The organism is Bradyrhizobium sp. ORS 375, from assembly GCF_000239775.1.
Classification (GTDB): domain Bacteria; phylum Pseudomonadota; class Alphaproteobacteria; order Rhizobiales; family Xanthobacteraceae; genus Bradyrhizobium.
Map to the genome: position 1 here is coordinate 1 of NZ_CAFI01000052.1, position 12,868 is coordinate 12,868.

Annotated in this window: 16 protein-coding genes and 1 tRNA gene; 5 read left to right on the top strand and 12 right to left on the bottom strand. The window is 65.5% G+C overall.

The features are described 5' to 3' along the window. Nucleotides 1-20: 20 nt before the first annotated feature. The 11 genes from trpB to aroA form a co-directional block, all read right to left on the bottom strand. Nucleotides 21-1,244, bottom strand: a complete 1,224-nt coding sequence (gene trpB, locus BRAO375_RS04635; protein WP_009026295.1) for a tryptophan synthase subunit beta — start codon at nucleotides 1,242-1,244, stop codon at nucleotides 21-23. Continuing rightward, nucleotides 1,241-1,900 carry a phosphoribosylanthranilate isomerase gene (locus BRAO375_RS04640; protein WP_009026296.1) on the bottom strand — a complete coding sequence of 220 codons (660 nt, stop codon included), beginning with the start codon at nucleotides 1,898-1,900 and terminating at the stop codon, nucleotides 1,241-1,243. The genes trpB and BRAO375_RS04640 overlap by 4 nt, the downstream gene beginning before the upstream one ends. Before the next feature lie 78 nt (nucleotides 1,901-1,978). Next, nucleotides 1,979-2,371, bottom strand: a complete 393-nt coding sequence (locus BRAO375_RS04645; protein ID WP_009026297.1) for a LapA family protein — start codon at nucleotides 2,369-2,371, stop codon at nucleotides 1,979-1,981. 79 nt (nucleotides 2,372-2,450) lie between these two features. Beyond that, nucleotides 2,451-2,774, bottom strand: coding sequence for an integration host factor subunit beta (locus BRAO375_RS04650; protein WP_009026298.1), 324 nt, complete (start codon nucleotides 2,772-2,774; stop codon nucleotides 2,451-2,453). A gap of 169 nt (nucleotides 2,775-2,943) precedes the next feature. Further along, nucleotides 2,944-3,924 carry a signal peptide peptidase SppA gene (sppA, locus tag BRAO375_RS04655; protein WP_009026299.1) on the bottom strand — a complete coding sequence of 327 codons (981 nt, stop codon included), beginning with the start codon at nucleotides 3,922-3,924 and terminating at the stop codon, nucleotides 2,944-2,946. A 66-nt stretch (nucleotides 3,925-3,990) separates the two neighbouring features. Then, the gene (locus BRAO375_RS04660; protein ID WP_175345289.1) at nucleotides 3,991-4,158 is read right to left on the bottom strand and encodes a hypothetical protein; all 168 of its coding nucleotides are present in this window, start codon (nucleotides 4,156-4,158) and stop codon (nucleotides 3,991-3,993) included. 170 nt (nucleotides 4,159-4,328) lie between these two features. Continuing rightward, on the bottom strand, nucleotides 4,329-6,038 hold the full coding sequence (gene rpsA / locus BRAO375_RS04665; protein WP_009026301.1) for a 30S ribosomal protein S1: 1,710 nt from the start codon (nucleotides 6,036-6,038) through the stop codon (nucleotides 4,329-4,331). A gap of 250 nt (nucleotides 6,039-6,288) precedes the next feature. Continuing rightward, entirely contained in the window at nucleotides 6,289-6,927 is a 639-nt protein-coding gene (cmk, locus tag BRAO375_RS04670) for a (d)CMP kinase (protein ID WP_009026302.1), read from the bottom strand. Nucleotide 6,928: 1 nt separating this feature from the next. Beyond that, nucleotides 6,929-7,333, bottom strand: a complete 405-nt coding sequence (locus BRAO375_RS04675) for a hypothetical protein (RefSeq protein ID WP_009026303.1) — start codon at nucleotides 7,331-7,333, stop codon at nucleotides 6,929-6,931. Next, the gene (locus tag BRAO375_RS04680; protein ID WP_502688851.1) at nucleotides 7,311-7,787 is read right to left on the bottom strand and encodes a hypothetical protein; all 477 of its coding nucleotides are present in this window, start codon (nucleotides 7,785-7,787) and stop codon (nucleotides 7,311-7,313) included. The genes BRAO375_RS04675 and BRAO375_RS04680 overlap by 23 nt, the downstream gene beginning before the upstream one ends. 122 nt (nucleotides 7,788-7,909) lie before the next feature. After that, nucleotides 7,910-9,247, bottom strand: a complete 1,338-nt coding sequence (gene aroA, locus BRAO375_RS04685) for a 3-phosphoshikimate 1-carboxyvinyltransferase (RefSeq protein WP_009026305.1) — start codon at nucleotides 9,245-9,247, stop codon at nucleotides 7,910-7,912. A 151-nt stretch (nucleotides 9,248-9,398) separates the two neighbouring features. On the opposite strand from aroA, the gene BRAO375_RS04690 reads away from it, so the two are divergent. From BRAO375_RS04690 to BRAO375_RS04700, 3 genes are all read left to right on the top strand, one after another. Then, nucleotides 9,399-9,806, top strand: a complete 408-nt coding sequence (locus BRAO375_RS04690; protein WP_009026306.1) for a TIGR02300 family protein — start codon at nucleotides 9,399-9,401, stop codon at nucleotides 9,804-9,806. A gap of 81 nt (nucleotides 9,807-9,887) precedes the next feature. Then, a tRNA-Ala gene (locus BRAO375_RS04695) sits at nucleotides 9,888-9,963 on the top strand. Nucleotides 9,964-10,183: 220 nt separating this feature from the next. Beyond that, nucleotides 10,184-10,435 carry a GIY-YIG nuclease family protein gene (locus tag BRAO375_RS04700; protein WP_009026307.1) on the top strand — a complete coding sequence of 84 codons (252 nt, stop codon included), beginning with the start codon at nucleotides 10,184-10,186 and terminating at the stop codon, nucleotides 10,433-10,435. Between the two features lie 4 nt (nucleotides 10,436-10,439). On the opposite strand, the gene BRAO375_RS04705 is transcribed toward BRAO375_RS04700, so the two are convergent. Continuing rightward, complete coding sequence (locus BRAO375_RS04705; RefSeq protein WP_009026308.1) at nucleotides 10,440-10,898, bottom strand: MarR family winged helix-turn-helix transcriptional regulator; 459 nt, start codon at nucleotides 10,896-10,898, stop codon at nucleotides 10,440-10,442. A 173-nt stretch (nucleotides 10,899-11,071) separates the two neighbouring features. On the opposite strand from BRAO375_RS04705, the gene BRAO375_RS04710 reads away from it, so the two are divergent. Together BRAO375_RS04710 and BRAO375_RS04715 are read left to right on the top strand one after the other, a co-directional pair. Next, nucleotides 11,072-11,497: an organic hydroperoxide resistance protein gene (locus tag BRAO375_RS04710; RefSeq protein WP_009026309.1), complete on the top strand. Its 426-nt coding sequence runs from the start codon at nucleotides 11,072-11,074 to the stop codon at nucleotides 11,495-11,497. Between the two features lie 156 nt (nucleotides 11,498-11,653). Beyond that, the gene (locus BRAO375_RS04715; RefSeq protein WP_009026310.1) at nucleotides 11,654-12,856 is read left to right on the top strand and encodes a CaiB/BaiF CoA transferase family protein; all 1,203 of its coding nucleotides are present in this window, start codon (nucleotides 11,654-11,656) and stop codon (nucleotides 12,854-12,856) included. The last annotated feature ends 12 nt before the right edge of the window (nucleotides 12,857-12,868 follow it).

The following is a 12,868-nucleotide window of genomic DNA, read 5'->3' on the forward strand; positions in this document are numbered from 1 at the left end:
ATGCACCGAGCGAGCGGCAGTCACTGTGCTCTGGCCCTTCCACGCAGAATATCGCCGACCTGCGGAACGTCCTTGTCGCCGCGGCCGGACATGTTGACCACCATCAGATGGTCTTTCGGCTTCTTCGGCGCGAGCTCCATCACCTTGGCGATGGCATGCGCCGGCTCCAGCGCCGGGATGATGCCTTCGAGGCGCGACAGCAGCTGGAAGGCCGCAAGCGCCTCTTCGTCGGTGGCCGACAGATAGTTCACGCGGCCAACATCGTGCAGCCAGGAGTGCTCCGGTCCGATGCCGGGATAGTCGAGACCGGCCGAGATCGAGTGCGCCTCGTCGATCTGTCCGTCCTCGTTCATCAGCAGGTAGGTGCGGTTGCCATGGAGCACGCCGGGACGGCCGCCAGCGATCGAGGCGGCGTGCAGATGGGTCAGACCATGGCCCGCGGCTTCGACACCGTAGATCTCGACCGAGGGGTCGTCGAGGAACGGGTGAAACAGGCCCATCGCATTGGAGCCACCGCCGATGCACGCAATCAGCGAGTCCGGCAGGCGGCCTTCGGCCTGCTGCATCTGCGCGCGGGTCTCGGCGCCAATCACCGACTGGAAGTCGCGCACCATCATCGGATAGGGGTGCGGGCCGGCCACGGTGCCGATGCAGTAGAACGTGTTGTGGACGTTGGTGACCCAGTCACGCAGCGCCTCGTTCATGGCATCCTTCAGCGTCTTGGCGCCGGATTGCACCGGCACCACCTTGGCGCCGAGCATCTCCATGCGGATCACGTTGGGCTGCTGCCGCTCGACGTCGACGGCGCCCATATAGACAACGCAGTCCAGCCCGAAGCGCGCACACAGCGTGGCGGTGGCGACGCCGTGCTGACCCGCGCCGGTCTCGGCGATGATGCGCTTCTTGCCCATGCGGCGCGCGACCATGATCTGGCCGAGCACGTTGTTGACCTTGTGCGAGCCCGTGTGATTGAGCTCCTCGCGCTTGAAGTAGATCTTGGCGCCGCCGAGGTGCTCGGTCAGCCGCTCCGCGAAATACAGCGGCGAGGGCCGGCCGACATAATGCTTGAGATAGCCAGTCATCTCGGCATGGAACGCCGGATCGGCCTTGGCCTCGGCATAGGCCTTTTCCAGATCGAGGATCAGCGGCATCAGGGTCTCGGCGACGAAACGGCCGCCGAAGATGCCGAAATGGCCGCGATCGTCAGGACCGCTGCGGTAGGAATTGGGAATGGCTGTGGTCATTGGACGCTCAACTCTTCAGCGGCCCGCGCCGCACGAATGAAATCCCGGATCAGATCGCAATCCTTCACACCCGGCGTCCGCTCGACGCCAGATGACACGTCGACGCCGCCGGCGCGCGTGATCCGCACGGCCTCGGCGACGTTGTCGGCGCTCAATCCGCCGGAGACCATGAACGGGCGATCGAGCGTCAGGCCCTGCAGCACATGCCAGTCGAACGTCGCACCCAAGCCGCCAGGACGCGTCGCATGCTTCGGCGCCCGCGCGTCGAACAGAATGCGGTCGCAGACATCGGCATAGCCGGCCAGCGGCGCGAGGTCGGCGGCCGTCTCGACCGGAATGGCCTTCATGACCGGCAGGCCGAAGCGCTGCTTGAGATCGCGAATGCGCGCGACGCTTTCGCGGCCATGCAGCTGGAGGAGGTCCGGGCGCAGGGTCTCGACGATGTTCTCAAACGTCGCATCATCGGCATCGACCGTCAGCGCCACCTTGAGCGCACGCCCCTTCGCCTGCTGGCCAAGCTCCCGCGCGGCCGTGAGACCGACGTGACGGGGGGACGGCGGAAAGAACACGAAGCCCACCATCTCGGCACCCGCGTCGAGCGCGGCACCGAGCGTGTCGGGCGTGGTCAGACCGCAGATTTTGACGAGCAAGGACATCGGTAAAGAACGCACGTCCGGACGGAAAGGATCACCAGCGGCCGAACGCTTCCGAGGCCGTCCGGCTTTGGGCGCCTTCTACAACGCGGCGCCCTGCTTGTCTCGCCCATAAGGGGCGAAAAGCCGGGCCGGCGCGGCCGGAACCAGGGATTGTGCCGAACCCTGGTTCGCACGCGCTGCGGCGCTGAGCTGGGCCACTTGCGCCCGGGCGGCTTCGGCATCGGCCTGATGGCGGCGCGCGGCGCGACGCCAGCCGCGTTGGCCGATCCAGGTCGCGCAGCCGCCGGCGATCACGCCGGCGATCGCGACGGCGATGATCAAGGCGAACAGCGGCACCGAGATCGCGAGCGCCGGGTCGACGGCATTGAACGGATCAAATGATACGGTAACGAAATGCCGGTTGGCGACCGCGAAGACGACGAACAGCACCATGAGCGGAAGGACGATCACGACGGTGAGGAATTTTCGCATGCGCTCGCTCGTAGGTGTCAGGCCGGGTTCGTTCTGAAATCAGTTGCCGATGACCTGAACGCCCGGCGCGAGACGCGCGTCACTCGTCCGAATCGTCGGCGTCCGCGCCAGCGCCGGCGGGATTGTCCCGGTTCAGCCGCTCGCGCATTTCCTTGCCCGTCTTGAAGAACGGGACGCTCTTCTGGTCCACCGGGACGTGGGCGCCGGTCCGCGGATTGCGGCCTGCCCGCGCCGGCCGATGCTTCACGGAGAAGGCACCGAAGCCACGCAGCTCGACACGATCCCCGCGCGCGAGTGCGGCGACGATCTCATCGAGGATCGCGTTGACGATGTTCTCGACATCCCGCTGGTAGAGGTGCGGGTTGTGCTCGGCGATACGCTGAACAAGCTCGGATTTGATCATCGAGAAAATGTACCCGGGGAGACAGTCCCATTTCCGTGAAAATATGCAGGACTGTCAAGACGCTAAATCATTCATCGGCCCCGGGAATCGGCTTGCGTGACCCGATCTCGGGCCACGCGACGACACACGCTGGACGGGAAGATTGCATTCGGGTTTGTCTTGACGGGTTTCAATTCCCCGTTGCGGGCGTCCAGAGCGCCAGCATGCCGTCCAAACCAACCCGATCGACCGCCTGGACCACACCGGTGTGCTCGATCTGGCGCGCGATCCCGGACAAACCGACGGCATCCAGGACCATCGAGGTCGCGGTCCGCAGGAACGTGAGATCGCCGAATCGCGGCACCAGCTTGTAGTCGCGCACCGGCAGGTCTTTCTTCACGCCCTTGTTGGCCACGAGCCAGGCTACCGCCGTCTTCTCGTCGCCGAGCTCATCGATCAGCTTCAACTCGACCGCCTGCCGGCCGGTGAACACGCGGCCATCGGCCACTTTTTCGAGCTGCGCGTCATCCATGCTGCGGCGACTCTTCACGAGACCGCGGAACCAGGCGTAGGAATCCTTCACGAGATCATCGAGCGCGGCGCGCGCCTCGGGGCTGGTCGGCTCATAGCCGTTGGGCGCGGCCTTCAACGGCGAGGACTTCACCTCCTCGACCTTGACGCCGATCGTCTTCAGGAGCTCGCTGACATTGGGGTACTGGAACAGCACGCCGATCGAGCCGACCAGTGAGCTCTGCTGCGCGACGATGTGATCCGACGCGATCGCACCGATATAGCCGCCGGAAGCCGCGAGACCTTCGACCACCACGACCAGGGGCTTCTTCGCCTTCAAGCGAACAAGCGAATCGTAAAGCTGCTCGGAGCCGGCGGTGGTGCCGCCCGGCGAGTTGATATGAACGATGACGGCCTCGGCCGAGGAGTTCTCCAGCCGCTCCAGCGCCTCGACGCGCTCGTGATCGCTGCGGATCAGGCCCTCGATGTTGACGCGCGCGATCGATCCCGACGTGGACAGCGCGGTCCGGCCGCGCGGCGACATCGCAAGCCCGATGGCGGACAGCGCGGCGATCGCGATCACCACCGCCACGACCCGCCAGAACGTCAGCTTGCGGCGCAGCCTGCGGCGATCGACGATCACATCCGAATCTAGCGACATGGGAATCTCCTGGAAGTCTCGGCGCGTTTTGCATCCGCAGCCTGAATATCTCGTTATCCGATTACATCAATCGCGGCGCAATTTGAAGAAAGGAAGGCTCGCGGCGCGCGGCAGCCAAAGGGGGCAAGGCCGGCTCAGGCGGCAGGGATGGCGCATGAAGATCGGAGTTTTACTCTCATCTCTCTCCACCTCGTCATGGCCGGGCTTGTCCCGGCCATCCACGTCGTTCAGCATGCTGAGAACCGCGTGGATGCCCGGGACAAGCCCGGGCATGACGGAGTAACTCAGCTGAAGGTTCGACCGTAGCCACATATGCGAGGGCGAGCGGCGGGCGCGAAATGCCTCGCCGCAAAAAAAGCCCCGGCCGAGGCCGGGGCTTTGATCTCGTCACACGGATCGAAGGCTTACTTCGAGTCGCGGTTCTTGAGCGCGGTGCCGAGAATGTCGCCCAGCGTCGCGCCCGAATCGGACGAGCCGTACTGCGCGATGGCTTCCTTTTCTTCCGCGACTTCCAGCGCCTTGATCGACACCTGGACCTTGCGGGCCTTCTTGTCGAACTGGATCACGCGGGCATCGACCTTCTCACCGACGGCGAACCGCTCGGAGCGCTGGTCGTTGCGATCACGCGCCAGCTCGGAGCGCTTGATGAAGGTCGTGAAGTCGGTGCCGGAGATCTTGACGTCGATGCCGCCGTCCTTGACGTCGAGCACTTCGCAGGTGACGACCGCACCCTTCTTGACATCGCCCGGCTCGGCGAAGGGGTCGCCTTCGAGCTGCTTGATGCCGAGCGAGATGCGCTCCTTCTCCACGTCGACGTCGAGCACCACGGCCTTGACCATGTCGCCCTTCTTGTAGTTGTCGATGACCTGCTCGCCCGGCAGCTTCCAGTCGAGGTCCGACAAATGGACCATGCCGTCGACGTCGCCTTCGAGACCCAGGAACAGGCCGAACTCGGTCTTGTTCTTGACCTCGCCCTCGACCACCGAACCCGTCGGATGCTTCTCGACGAAGACCTCCCAGGGATTGCGCATGGTCTGCTTGAGACCGAGCGAGATGCGGCGCTTGACGCTGTCGACCTCGAGCACCTGCACTTCGACCTCCTGCGAGGTCGAAACGATCTTGCCGGGGTGCATGTTCTTCTTGGTCCACGACATCTCGGAGACGTGGATCAGGCCTTCGATGCCCGGCTCGAGCTCGACGAACGCGCCGTAGTCGGTGATGTTGGTGACACGACCGTGGAAGCGGGCCTGCAGCGGGTACTTGGCCTCGATGCCCTGCCACGGATCGTCCAGCAGCTGCTTCATGCCGAGCGAGATGCGGTGCGTCTCGTGGTTGATCTTGATGATCTTGACCTTGACCGTCTGACCGATGCTGAGCACCTCGGTCGGATGGTTGACGCGGCGCCACGCGATGTCGGTGACGTGCAGCAGGCCGTCGATGCCGCCGAGGTCGACGAACGCACCGTAATCGGTGATGTTCTTGACGACACCGTCGATGACCTGACCCTCTTCGAGGTTCTGCACCAGCTCCTGGCGCTGCTCGGCGCGGGTCTCTTCCAGCACGGTCCGGCGCGACACCACGATGTTGCCGCGGCGACGGTCCATCTTGAGGATCTGGAACGGCTGCGAGTTGTTCATCAGCGGCGCGACGTCGCGGATCGGACGGATGTCGACCTGCGAGCGCGGCAGGAAGGCGACTGCGCCATCCAGGTCGACGGTGAAGCCACCCTTGACCTGGTTGAAGATGACGCCGTTGACCTTTTCGTTGTTCTGGAACGCCTTCTCGAGCTTGCCCCAGCTCTCCTCGCGGCGCGCCTTGTCGCGCGACAGCACGGCTTCGCCGAGCGCGTTCTCGATGCGGTCGAGGAACACTTCGACCTCGTCACCGACCTTCAGCTCGCTGTCGCGGCCGGGACCGGAAAATTCACGCAGCGCCACGCGGCCTTCGGTCTTCAGGCCGACGTCGATGACGGCCATGTCCTTCTCGATCGCGACGACCTTGCCCTTGACGACGGAGCTTTCCTGAAGATTGCCCTTCGTGAAGGACTCGTCCAGCATCGCGGCAAAATCATCGCGGCTGGGATTGTAGGAATTAGCAGAGATACTCGAAGCCATTGGTTCTCCAGATGCGGACATTTCGCCAGCGTGGGTTGATCGGCGCATCGAACGCGCAGTGCCTGGAGGTCCACAAATCCCCAGACGTCCGCGTTGTCAGCGCAAAAAGCGCAACGACGCGGGCCGGCAATGCCTGCACATGCGATACGTATGAAGTTTCGTCCGGATGATCGGACCCGATTGAACTGCAATCGAGCTATCGACGGTCAAGGGCGGGAGCGGGCGGTTCCTCCAATGACATCAGCGGAAATCAAACCCGCTGACGGCCCGCTCGAACGGCCTCGACGATGTCGATGGCGGCCCGGACGCCGCCCTCTATATCCAAATGGGAGTTATCAAGCAAGTAAGCATCCGCCGCTTGTTTCAAAGGGGCAACGGCCCTGTTCTGGTCGCGCTCGTCGCGCGCCAGGATGTCGGCCAGAATGGCCGCCTCGTCGGCCGGCTCGCCCCGGGAACGCGCCTCCAGGGTGCGGCGCTGCGCCCGGATCTTGGGGTCGGCGACGACGTAGATCTTCACCTCGGCATCGGGACAGATCACGGTTCCGATGTCGCGACCGTCGAGCACGGCGCCCGGCGGCTGGCTGGCGAACTGCCGCTGGAATGCCAGCAGCGCCTCGCGCACTTTGGGCAAGGCCGAGACCACGGACGCCGCCGAGCCGACCTCATGCGACCTGAACGCGGGATTGTCGAAGGTCGACGGGTCCAGCGTCATCGCAACCTCGGCCGCCCGGGCCTCGTCCTTAAGGTCGATCCCGGCGGTCAGCAGCGCATGCGCCACGGCCCGGTAGATCACCCCCGTATCCAGGTGCCTGAGGCCATAATGCGCCGCGAGGCGCTTGGCCATGGTGCCCTTGCCGGAGGCAGCCGGGCCATCGATGGCGATGATCATTCTAGCGCTGTCCTGAAGTGTCGCGTGCCCGCCGCAGCGGCCGCTCGTCGGTAAATATGTTGCGGGAAGCGAACTCTCCCGGGCTGGCGAAGGTCAAGTACTCCAGCAGCGCAGGGGACGTCGAACTGGTCGTGAACCAGGGGTCCTTCAAACGCCTCGCCGGGCCGCCGGTCCAGGGGGGCACCCGGCCTAACCGGCGCTGCTTGGCGAGATATTCGGCGATGGCGCCAGCAAGGGCATCGGTCCGGGTATCGCCGGTCAGGTCAGGTTCAGCCTCGATGGCCGCATAACGTGCCTCGTCGGAGGGAGCGAGATCGAACGTATCGACGAACTCGGCGAGCATGATCTCCCGCGGCTCCCCACGCCCGATCCGGGCGACCGCTTCAGCGAGGGTATTTGGGCGCATCGACGGCTCCCTCTGGGTTCATGTGCTTCAGCAGAAAGCGTTGCTTCTCGGCAGAGGCCGCGCTCGCCGGAAAGTATCTCGCAAGGAGCGCGACCGCTGCATCCGCGTCGGTGATTCCAACGACCTTCATCAGGTTGAGGATATCGAGCCGCTCGGCCTCGCCGCGCGCGGGGTCGAGGACCCTGACGGACTTGAGCTTCAACGCCGAGGGCACGGAGACCACCAATCCTGGCGGCGAGCCGTCTCGCGGAAAAGTGCCGAACTCCAGGTGGTCGGCCGCCTGATCCGCCAGCGGACTGAGGTGGAAGGCGACGCCATCATTGAACCAGTCGTCCGACCAGCCATTCTGCTGGGCAATGTCATGAAGCGCGACCGCCAGCCAGGCAGGAAGCGGACTCGGCAGCTCCGAGACATCGACGTCTTCTGTGGCGAAGCGAAAGTTGCTCGCCAGCATCAAGGCCGATCCGCCGTAAACCGCGATCTGCAATTTGGCCCCGGCCCGGGCCGCCGCCCGTCCGATCGCGTCGAAGGCCGCCAGCAGCGCGTCACGGTCAAAGGTGGAGGCCATGGTGCCTCTTATGCGAAATCCGCGCCCGCCTTGCGCATCAGCGGGATGAAATCCGGGAAGCTGGTGGCGATGAAGCCGGTGTCGTCGACGGTGACGGGCTTATCGGAGGCCAAGCCCATGACAAGGGCCGACATCGCGATGCGGTGGTCCATGTGGGTGGCGACGACGCCGCCGCCCGGAACGTGGCCGCGGCCCTCGACGATCAGGTCGTCGCCGGTGATCTCGACCTTGACGCCGTTGACGCGCAGCATCGCCGCGGTGGCCTCCAGCCGGTCGGATTCCTTGACGCGCAGCTCGTGCAGGCCGCGCATCACGGTCGTGCCCTCGGCATAGGCGGCCGCGACCGCCAGGACGAGATATTCGTCGATCATCGACGGCGCCCGCTCCGGCGGCACTTCGACGCCCTTCAGCTTGGAGGCGCGCACGCGCAGGCGGGCCATCGGCTCGCCGGCATCGCCGCGGACGTCGTCCTCCTCGATCGAGGCGCCCATCTCGCGCAGGGTGGTGAACAGGCCGGTGCGCAGCGGGTTGGTCATGACGTCGGAGAGCACGAGGTCCGAGCCGTCGACGATCAGCGCGGCGACCACCGGGAACGCGGCCGAGGACGGGTCGGCCGGGACGATCACCGGCGCGCCCCGCAGCTCCGGCTGACCGGTCAGCGCAATGCGACGGCCGTGCGTGCCTTCCGGCGTGGTGACGATCTCGGCGCCGAAATGCTTCAGCATCAGCTCGGTATGGTCGCGGCTCGCCTCCTGCTCGATCACGGTCGTGATTCCGGGCGCGGCGAGGCCGGCGAGCAGCACGGCCGACTTGATCTGTGCCGAGGCGACCGGCGTGCGGTACTCGATCGGAATGGGGTTGCTGGCGCCCTGAAGGGTTAACGGAAGCTTGCCGCCCTCGGCGCTGGCGGTCACCTTGGCGCCCATCAGCGCCAGCGGATCGAGTATGCGCCGCATCGGCCGGCTGCGCAGCGAGGCGTCGCCGTCGAACACGGCCGAGATCGGGCATCCCGCGACAGCGCCCATCACGAGGCGGCAGCCGGTGCCGGAGTTGCCGAAATCGAGCGTCTCCGTCGGTTGGGCAAAGCCGCCGACGCCGACGCCGTTCACGGTCCAGGCAAACTCGCCGGTCCGTTCGACCTTCGCTCCCAGCGTGCGCATCGATTTCGCGGTGTTGAGGACGTCCTCGCCTTCCAAGAGGCCGGAGATTCGGGTCTGGCCGACCGACAGCGCGCCCAGGATCAGCGCCCGGTGCGAGATCGACTTGTCGCCGGGAACGCGAATCGTGCCCGAAAGCGGCCCGGAGGCGCGGGATTCGAGCGGGGTGGGGGCGGCTGACGTGCTCACGGCGGGGTCCTCGGGTTTTGGAGGCGGCAGGTATCACAGCCCCTGCCCGCCGTCACGAGCGGTGATTTTCCCGTTGACAGCGCTATTGACAGCGGCGCGGCAACTAGCCAAGTGAGACACCGCTTTTCAGACATTGCCAGGACGCCTGCACGTGGCCAAATCCGAGCTCGGAACCAAACGCATTTGCCCGACCACGGGCAAAAAGTTCTACGACCTCAACAAGAACCCGGTGATTTCGCCCTACACCGGCGAGGTCGTGCCGATCGCGCCGATCGCTCCGACCCGCGCCATGCGCGGCGAGGCTGCGCGCGCGGCAGCGACGGCAGACGTGGCGCCGGAGGCTGCGGAGACCGAAGAGTTGGTCTCGCTCGAGGAGGCCGATGCCGAGGAGAACACCGGCAAGGTCAAGGCCGTCGTTCCGGAGTCGGAGGACGACATCGAGATCGACGAGACGCTCGACGACGACGAGGATGACGACTCGACCTTCATCGCCGACGAGGAAGAAGGCGACGAAGATGTCACAGACATCATCGGCGATGTCGGCGGCGACGAAGAATAATCGTCGAAGCCACTTGAGATCAGCCGCGAACTGTGGTTCACGGTGCTCCCCGGCGGTCACCCAGACCGCCGGTTCGGTTCAGGGGCCATAGCTCAGCTGGGAGAGCGCTTGCATGGCATGCAAGAGGTCGGCGGTTCGATCCCGCCTGGCTCCACCACGCTTCGCCCTCCGGGCTACGCGTGGCGCAGCCACGACGGAGCCCTGAGGGCGAAGCGTGGTGCCCGGCGAAGCCCCTTGGCGAAGCCGGGCTGCTCAGCAACGAAGTCCCCCCTTCTCGTTTGAGTTCGGCTCACGCGACGGCGTGAAAGCCAAGCTGACAAGTTCTTTTCCCGGCCACAAAATGCGCGCCTGCGATCCCTCGCGGCGAGCCCATCGTCATGTGGTACGTCTACATCATCCGTAGCGTCAGCTTTCCCGATCAGGAATACATCGGCGCGACCGCGGACATCCGGCAGCGTCTCAAGGATCACAGCGCCGGCCGCTCAGCCCACACCTCCAAGTTCATGCCTTGGACGTTGGTCTGGTACTGCGCCTTTCCGGACAAGCACCGCGCGTTAGCCTTCGAGGCTTATCTGAAATCGCACTCGGGACGCGCGTTCTCGAAGAAGCGCCTGCTCGGGCCGGCTTGAGCCCTCACTCCACCGCCGCCTCCAGCCGCTCCCTTAGCTTCACCAGCTTGCCGTGCAGGTCCGCCAGCTCCGCGATCGAGCAGCCTGTTGCGTCCAGGATCGCCGGGGGCACGATGGCCTTGGCCTTCTCCCGCAACGCCGACCCCTGCCCTGTCAACGCCACCAGCACCTGGCGCTCGTCCTCGGCCGATCGCGTCCGTGTCAGCAGATGCAGCGCCTCCATGCGCTTGAGCAGCGGGGTCAGAGTGCCCGAGTCCAGGAACAGCCGTGCGCCGATCTCCTTCACGGTAAGACCATCGCCCTCCCACAGCACCAGCATCACCAGATATTGCGGATAGGTCAGGCCAAGGCGGTCGAGCAGCGGCTTGTAGACGCGGTTGAACGCGTGGGCCGTCGAATAGACCGCGAAGCAGAGCTGGCTGCCGAGCTGGAGGGGCACGTCGGCTGTCGTCTTCTTGGGCATGGTCACACCAGGGATGGATCGTCGGGCACATCTTGGGCGTTGCGCGAGGGCGGCGGCAACGACCGGGAAACACCGATCACGAATTTTCTACCGAACAATTATATTGTGCGCAATCGATTTGCGTGCAATATACGCCTCACTGAATTCCACTCCACCCCTATCGGGAGACACCCATGTCCGTGAACGTGCTCTACAAGACCAGCGCCAAGGCCACCGGCGGCCGCGACGGCGAAGCCGCGACCCTCGACGGATCGCTCAAGGTCAAGCTCTCCACCCCGAAGGAGCTCGGCGGTGGCGGTGGTGCCGGCAACAATCCGGAGCAGCTGTTCGCGGCCGGCTATGCCGCCTGCTTCATCGGCGCGATGAAGTTCGTCGGCTCGCAGGGCGGCCCGAAGGTTCCGGCCGACACCTCAGTGACCTCGACCGTCGGCATCGGGCCGCGCTCGGAAGGCGGCTTCGGCATCACCGTCGAGCTCGCCGTCTCGCTGCCGGGCCTCGCCAAGGCCGACGCCGAGGCGCTGGTCGCCAAGGCGCACGAGGTGTGCCCCTACTCCAACGCCACGCGCGGCAATGTCGACGTCAAGCTGTCCGTCGTCTGAGGCTGAATTCCGCGTCGCGGCAGGGTCGTCTTGCGCGACCCTGCCGCCGGACAGCCGTCGCCTTTTTCGCGAGGCTGCATGCGCGGGACGGCGTTTGCGCCAGCGCGACGGCAATGCTTAATGACCGCGAGTCGAAACAACCTCGCGATCATCCTGATGACACCTCAATTTGCTCCCGGCGCGATGGCCGGCCTGCGCGTGATCGATCTGACCCGCGTGCTCGGCGGCCCCTATTGCACGCAGATCCTGGCCGATCACGGCGCCGATGTGATCAAGGTCGAGCCGCCGGCCGGCGACGAGGTGCGCGACTGGGGCCCTCCGTTCCACGACGAGGACGCGGCCTATTTCGTCGGCATCAACCGCAACAAGCGCTCGATCGGCCTCGACCTCGCCTCCGAGGGCGGGCGCGTGGTGCTGCTCAAGATGCTCGAGACGGCCGACGTGCTGATCGAGAACTTCAAGCCGGGCACGCTGGAGAAGTGGGGCATCGGCAGCGACGTGCTGCGCGAGAAATTTCCCGGGCTCGTGCACTGCCGGATCTGCGGCTTCGGCGCCGACGGCCCGCGCGGCGGCAATCCCGGCTATGACGCCATTATCCAGGCGATGACCGGCATGATCGCCGCGACCGGCTCGCCGGAGAGCGGCCCGATGCGGATCGGCGTGCCGCTGGTCGACATCACCACGGGACTCTATGCCGCGATCGGCATCCTGATGGCGCTGTCGGAGCGGCAGCGCTCGGGACAAGGCCAGTTCCTCGAGGTCACGCTCTACGAGACGGGCCTTGCGATCATGCACCCGCACACCGCCAACTACTTCATGCACGGCAAGCCGCCGTCTCTTACCGGCAACGAGCATCCGAACCTCGTGCCCTACGCGATCTTCCCGACCAAGACCGACGACATCTTCATCGGCGTTGGCAATGACGGCACCTTCCGCAAGCTCGCCAAGGAGATCGGGCGTCACGACCTCGGCACCGATCCGCGCTTCGCCCGCAACAGGGACCGCGTGGCTAACCGCGAGGCGCTGCGCGCCGAGCTCGCCGCGGTGTTCAGTGAGTTCGAGGCCGAGCCGCTGTGCGACCGGCTGCTCGCCGCCGGCCTGCCGGCGGGTCCGGTGCAGAAGATCGATCAGGCGTTGACCAATCCGCACACGCTCTACCGGGGCGATATTATCGAGAAGGATTGGTACAAGGGCGTGGCGTCGCCGATCCGGCTCGAACGCACCAAGCCGAGCCTGCGCTCGACGCCGCCGAAGTTCAGCCAGCACGCGCGCGATGTGCTCGGCGAGTTCGGCTACTCCGATGGCCAGATCGACGCGCTGGTGGCGCAAGGAACCGTCTGCACGGAACGCAAGCGCTGATCATCTCGAATG

Bases quoted from the DNA above. Each gene is read 5' to 3' on its own strand.
- trpB (WP_009026295.1), bottom strand. From the start codon at position 1,244: ATGACCACAGCCATTCCCAATTCCTACCGCAGCGGTCCTGACGATCGC.
- BRAO375_RS04640 (WP_009026296.1), bottom strand. From the start codon at position 1,900: ATGTCCTTGCTCGTCAAAATCTGCGGTCTGACCACGCCCGACACGCTC.
- BRAO375_RS04645 (WP_009026297.1), bottom strand. From the start codon at position 2,371: ATGCGAAAATTCCTCACCGTCGTGATCGTCCTTCCGCTCATGGTGCTG.
- BRAO375_RS04650 (WP_009026298.1), bottom strand. From the start codon at position 2,774: ATGATCAAATCCGAGCTTGTTCAGCGTATCGCCGAGCACAACCCGCAC.
- sppA (WP_009026299.1), bottom strand. From the start codon at position 3,924: ATGTCGCTAGATTCGGATGTGATCGTCGATCGCCGCAGGCTGCGCCGC.
- BRAO375_RS04660 (WP_175345289.1), bottom strand. From the start codon at position 4,158: ATGCTGAACGACGTGGATGGCCGGGACAAGCCCGGCCATGACGAGGTG.
- rpsA (WP_009026301.1), bottom strand. From the start codon at position 6,038: ATGGCTTCGAGTATCTCTGCTAATTCCTACAATCCCAGCCGCGATGAT.
- cmk (WP_009026302.1), bottom strand. From the start codon at position 6,927: ATGATCATCGCCATCGATGGCCCGGCTGCCTCCGGCAAGGGCACCATG.
- BRAO375_RS04675 (WP_009026303.1), bottom strand. From the start codon at position 7,333: ATGCGCCCAAATACCCTCGCTGAAGCGGTCGCCCGGATCGGGCGTGGG.
- BRAO375_RS04680 (WP_502688851.1), bottom strand. From the start codon at position 7,787: ATGCTGGCGAGCAACTTTCGCTTCGCCACAGAAGACGTCGATGTCTCG.
- BRAO375_RS04700 (WP_009026307.1), top strand. From the start codon at position 10,184: ATGTGGTACGTCTACATCATCCGTAGCGTCAGCTTTCCCGATCAGGAA.
- BRAO375_RS04705 (WP_009026308.1), bottom strand. From the start codon at position 10,898: ATGCCCAAGAAGACGACAGCCGACGTGCCCCTCCAGCTCGGCAGCCAG.
- BRAO375_RS04710 (WP_009026309.1), top strand. From the start codon at position 11,072: ATGTCCGTGAACGTGCTCTACAAGACCAGCGCCAAGGCCACCGGCGGC.
- BRAO375_RS04715 (WP_009026310.1), top strand. From the start codon at position 11,654: ATGACACCTCAATTTGCTCCCGGCGCGATGGCCGGCCTGCGCGTGATC.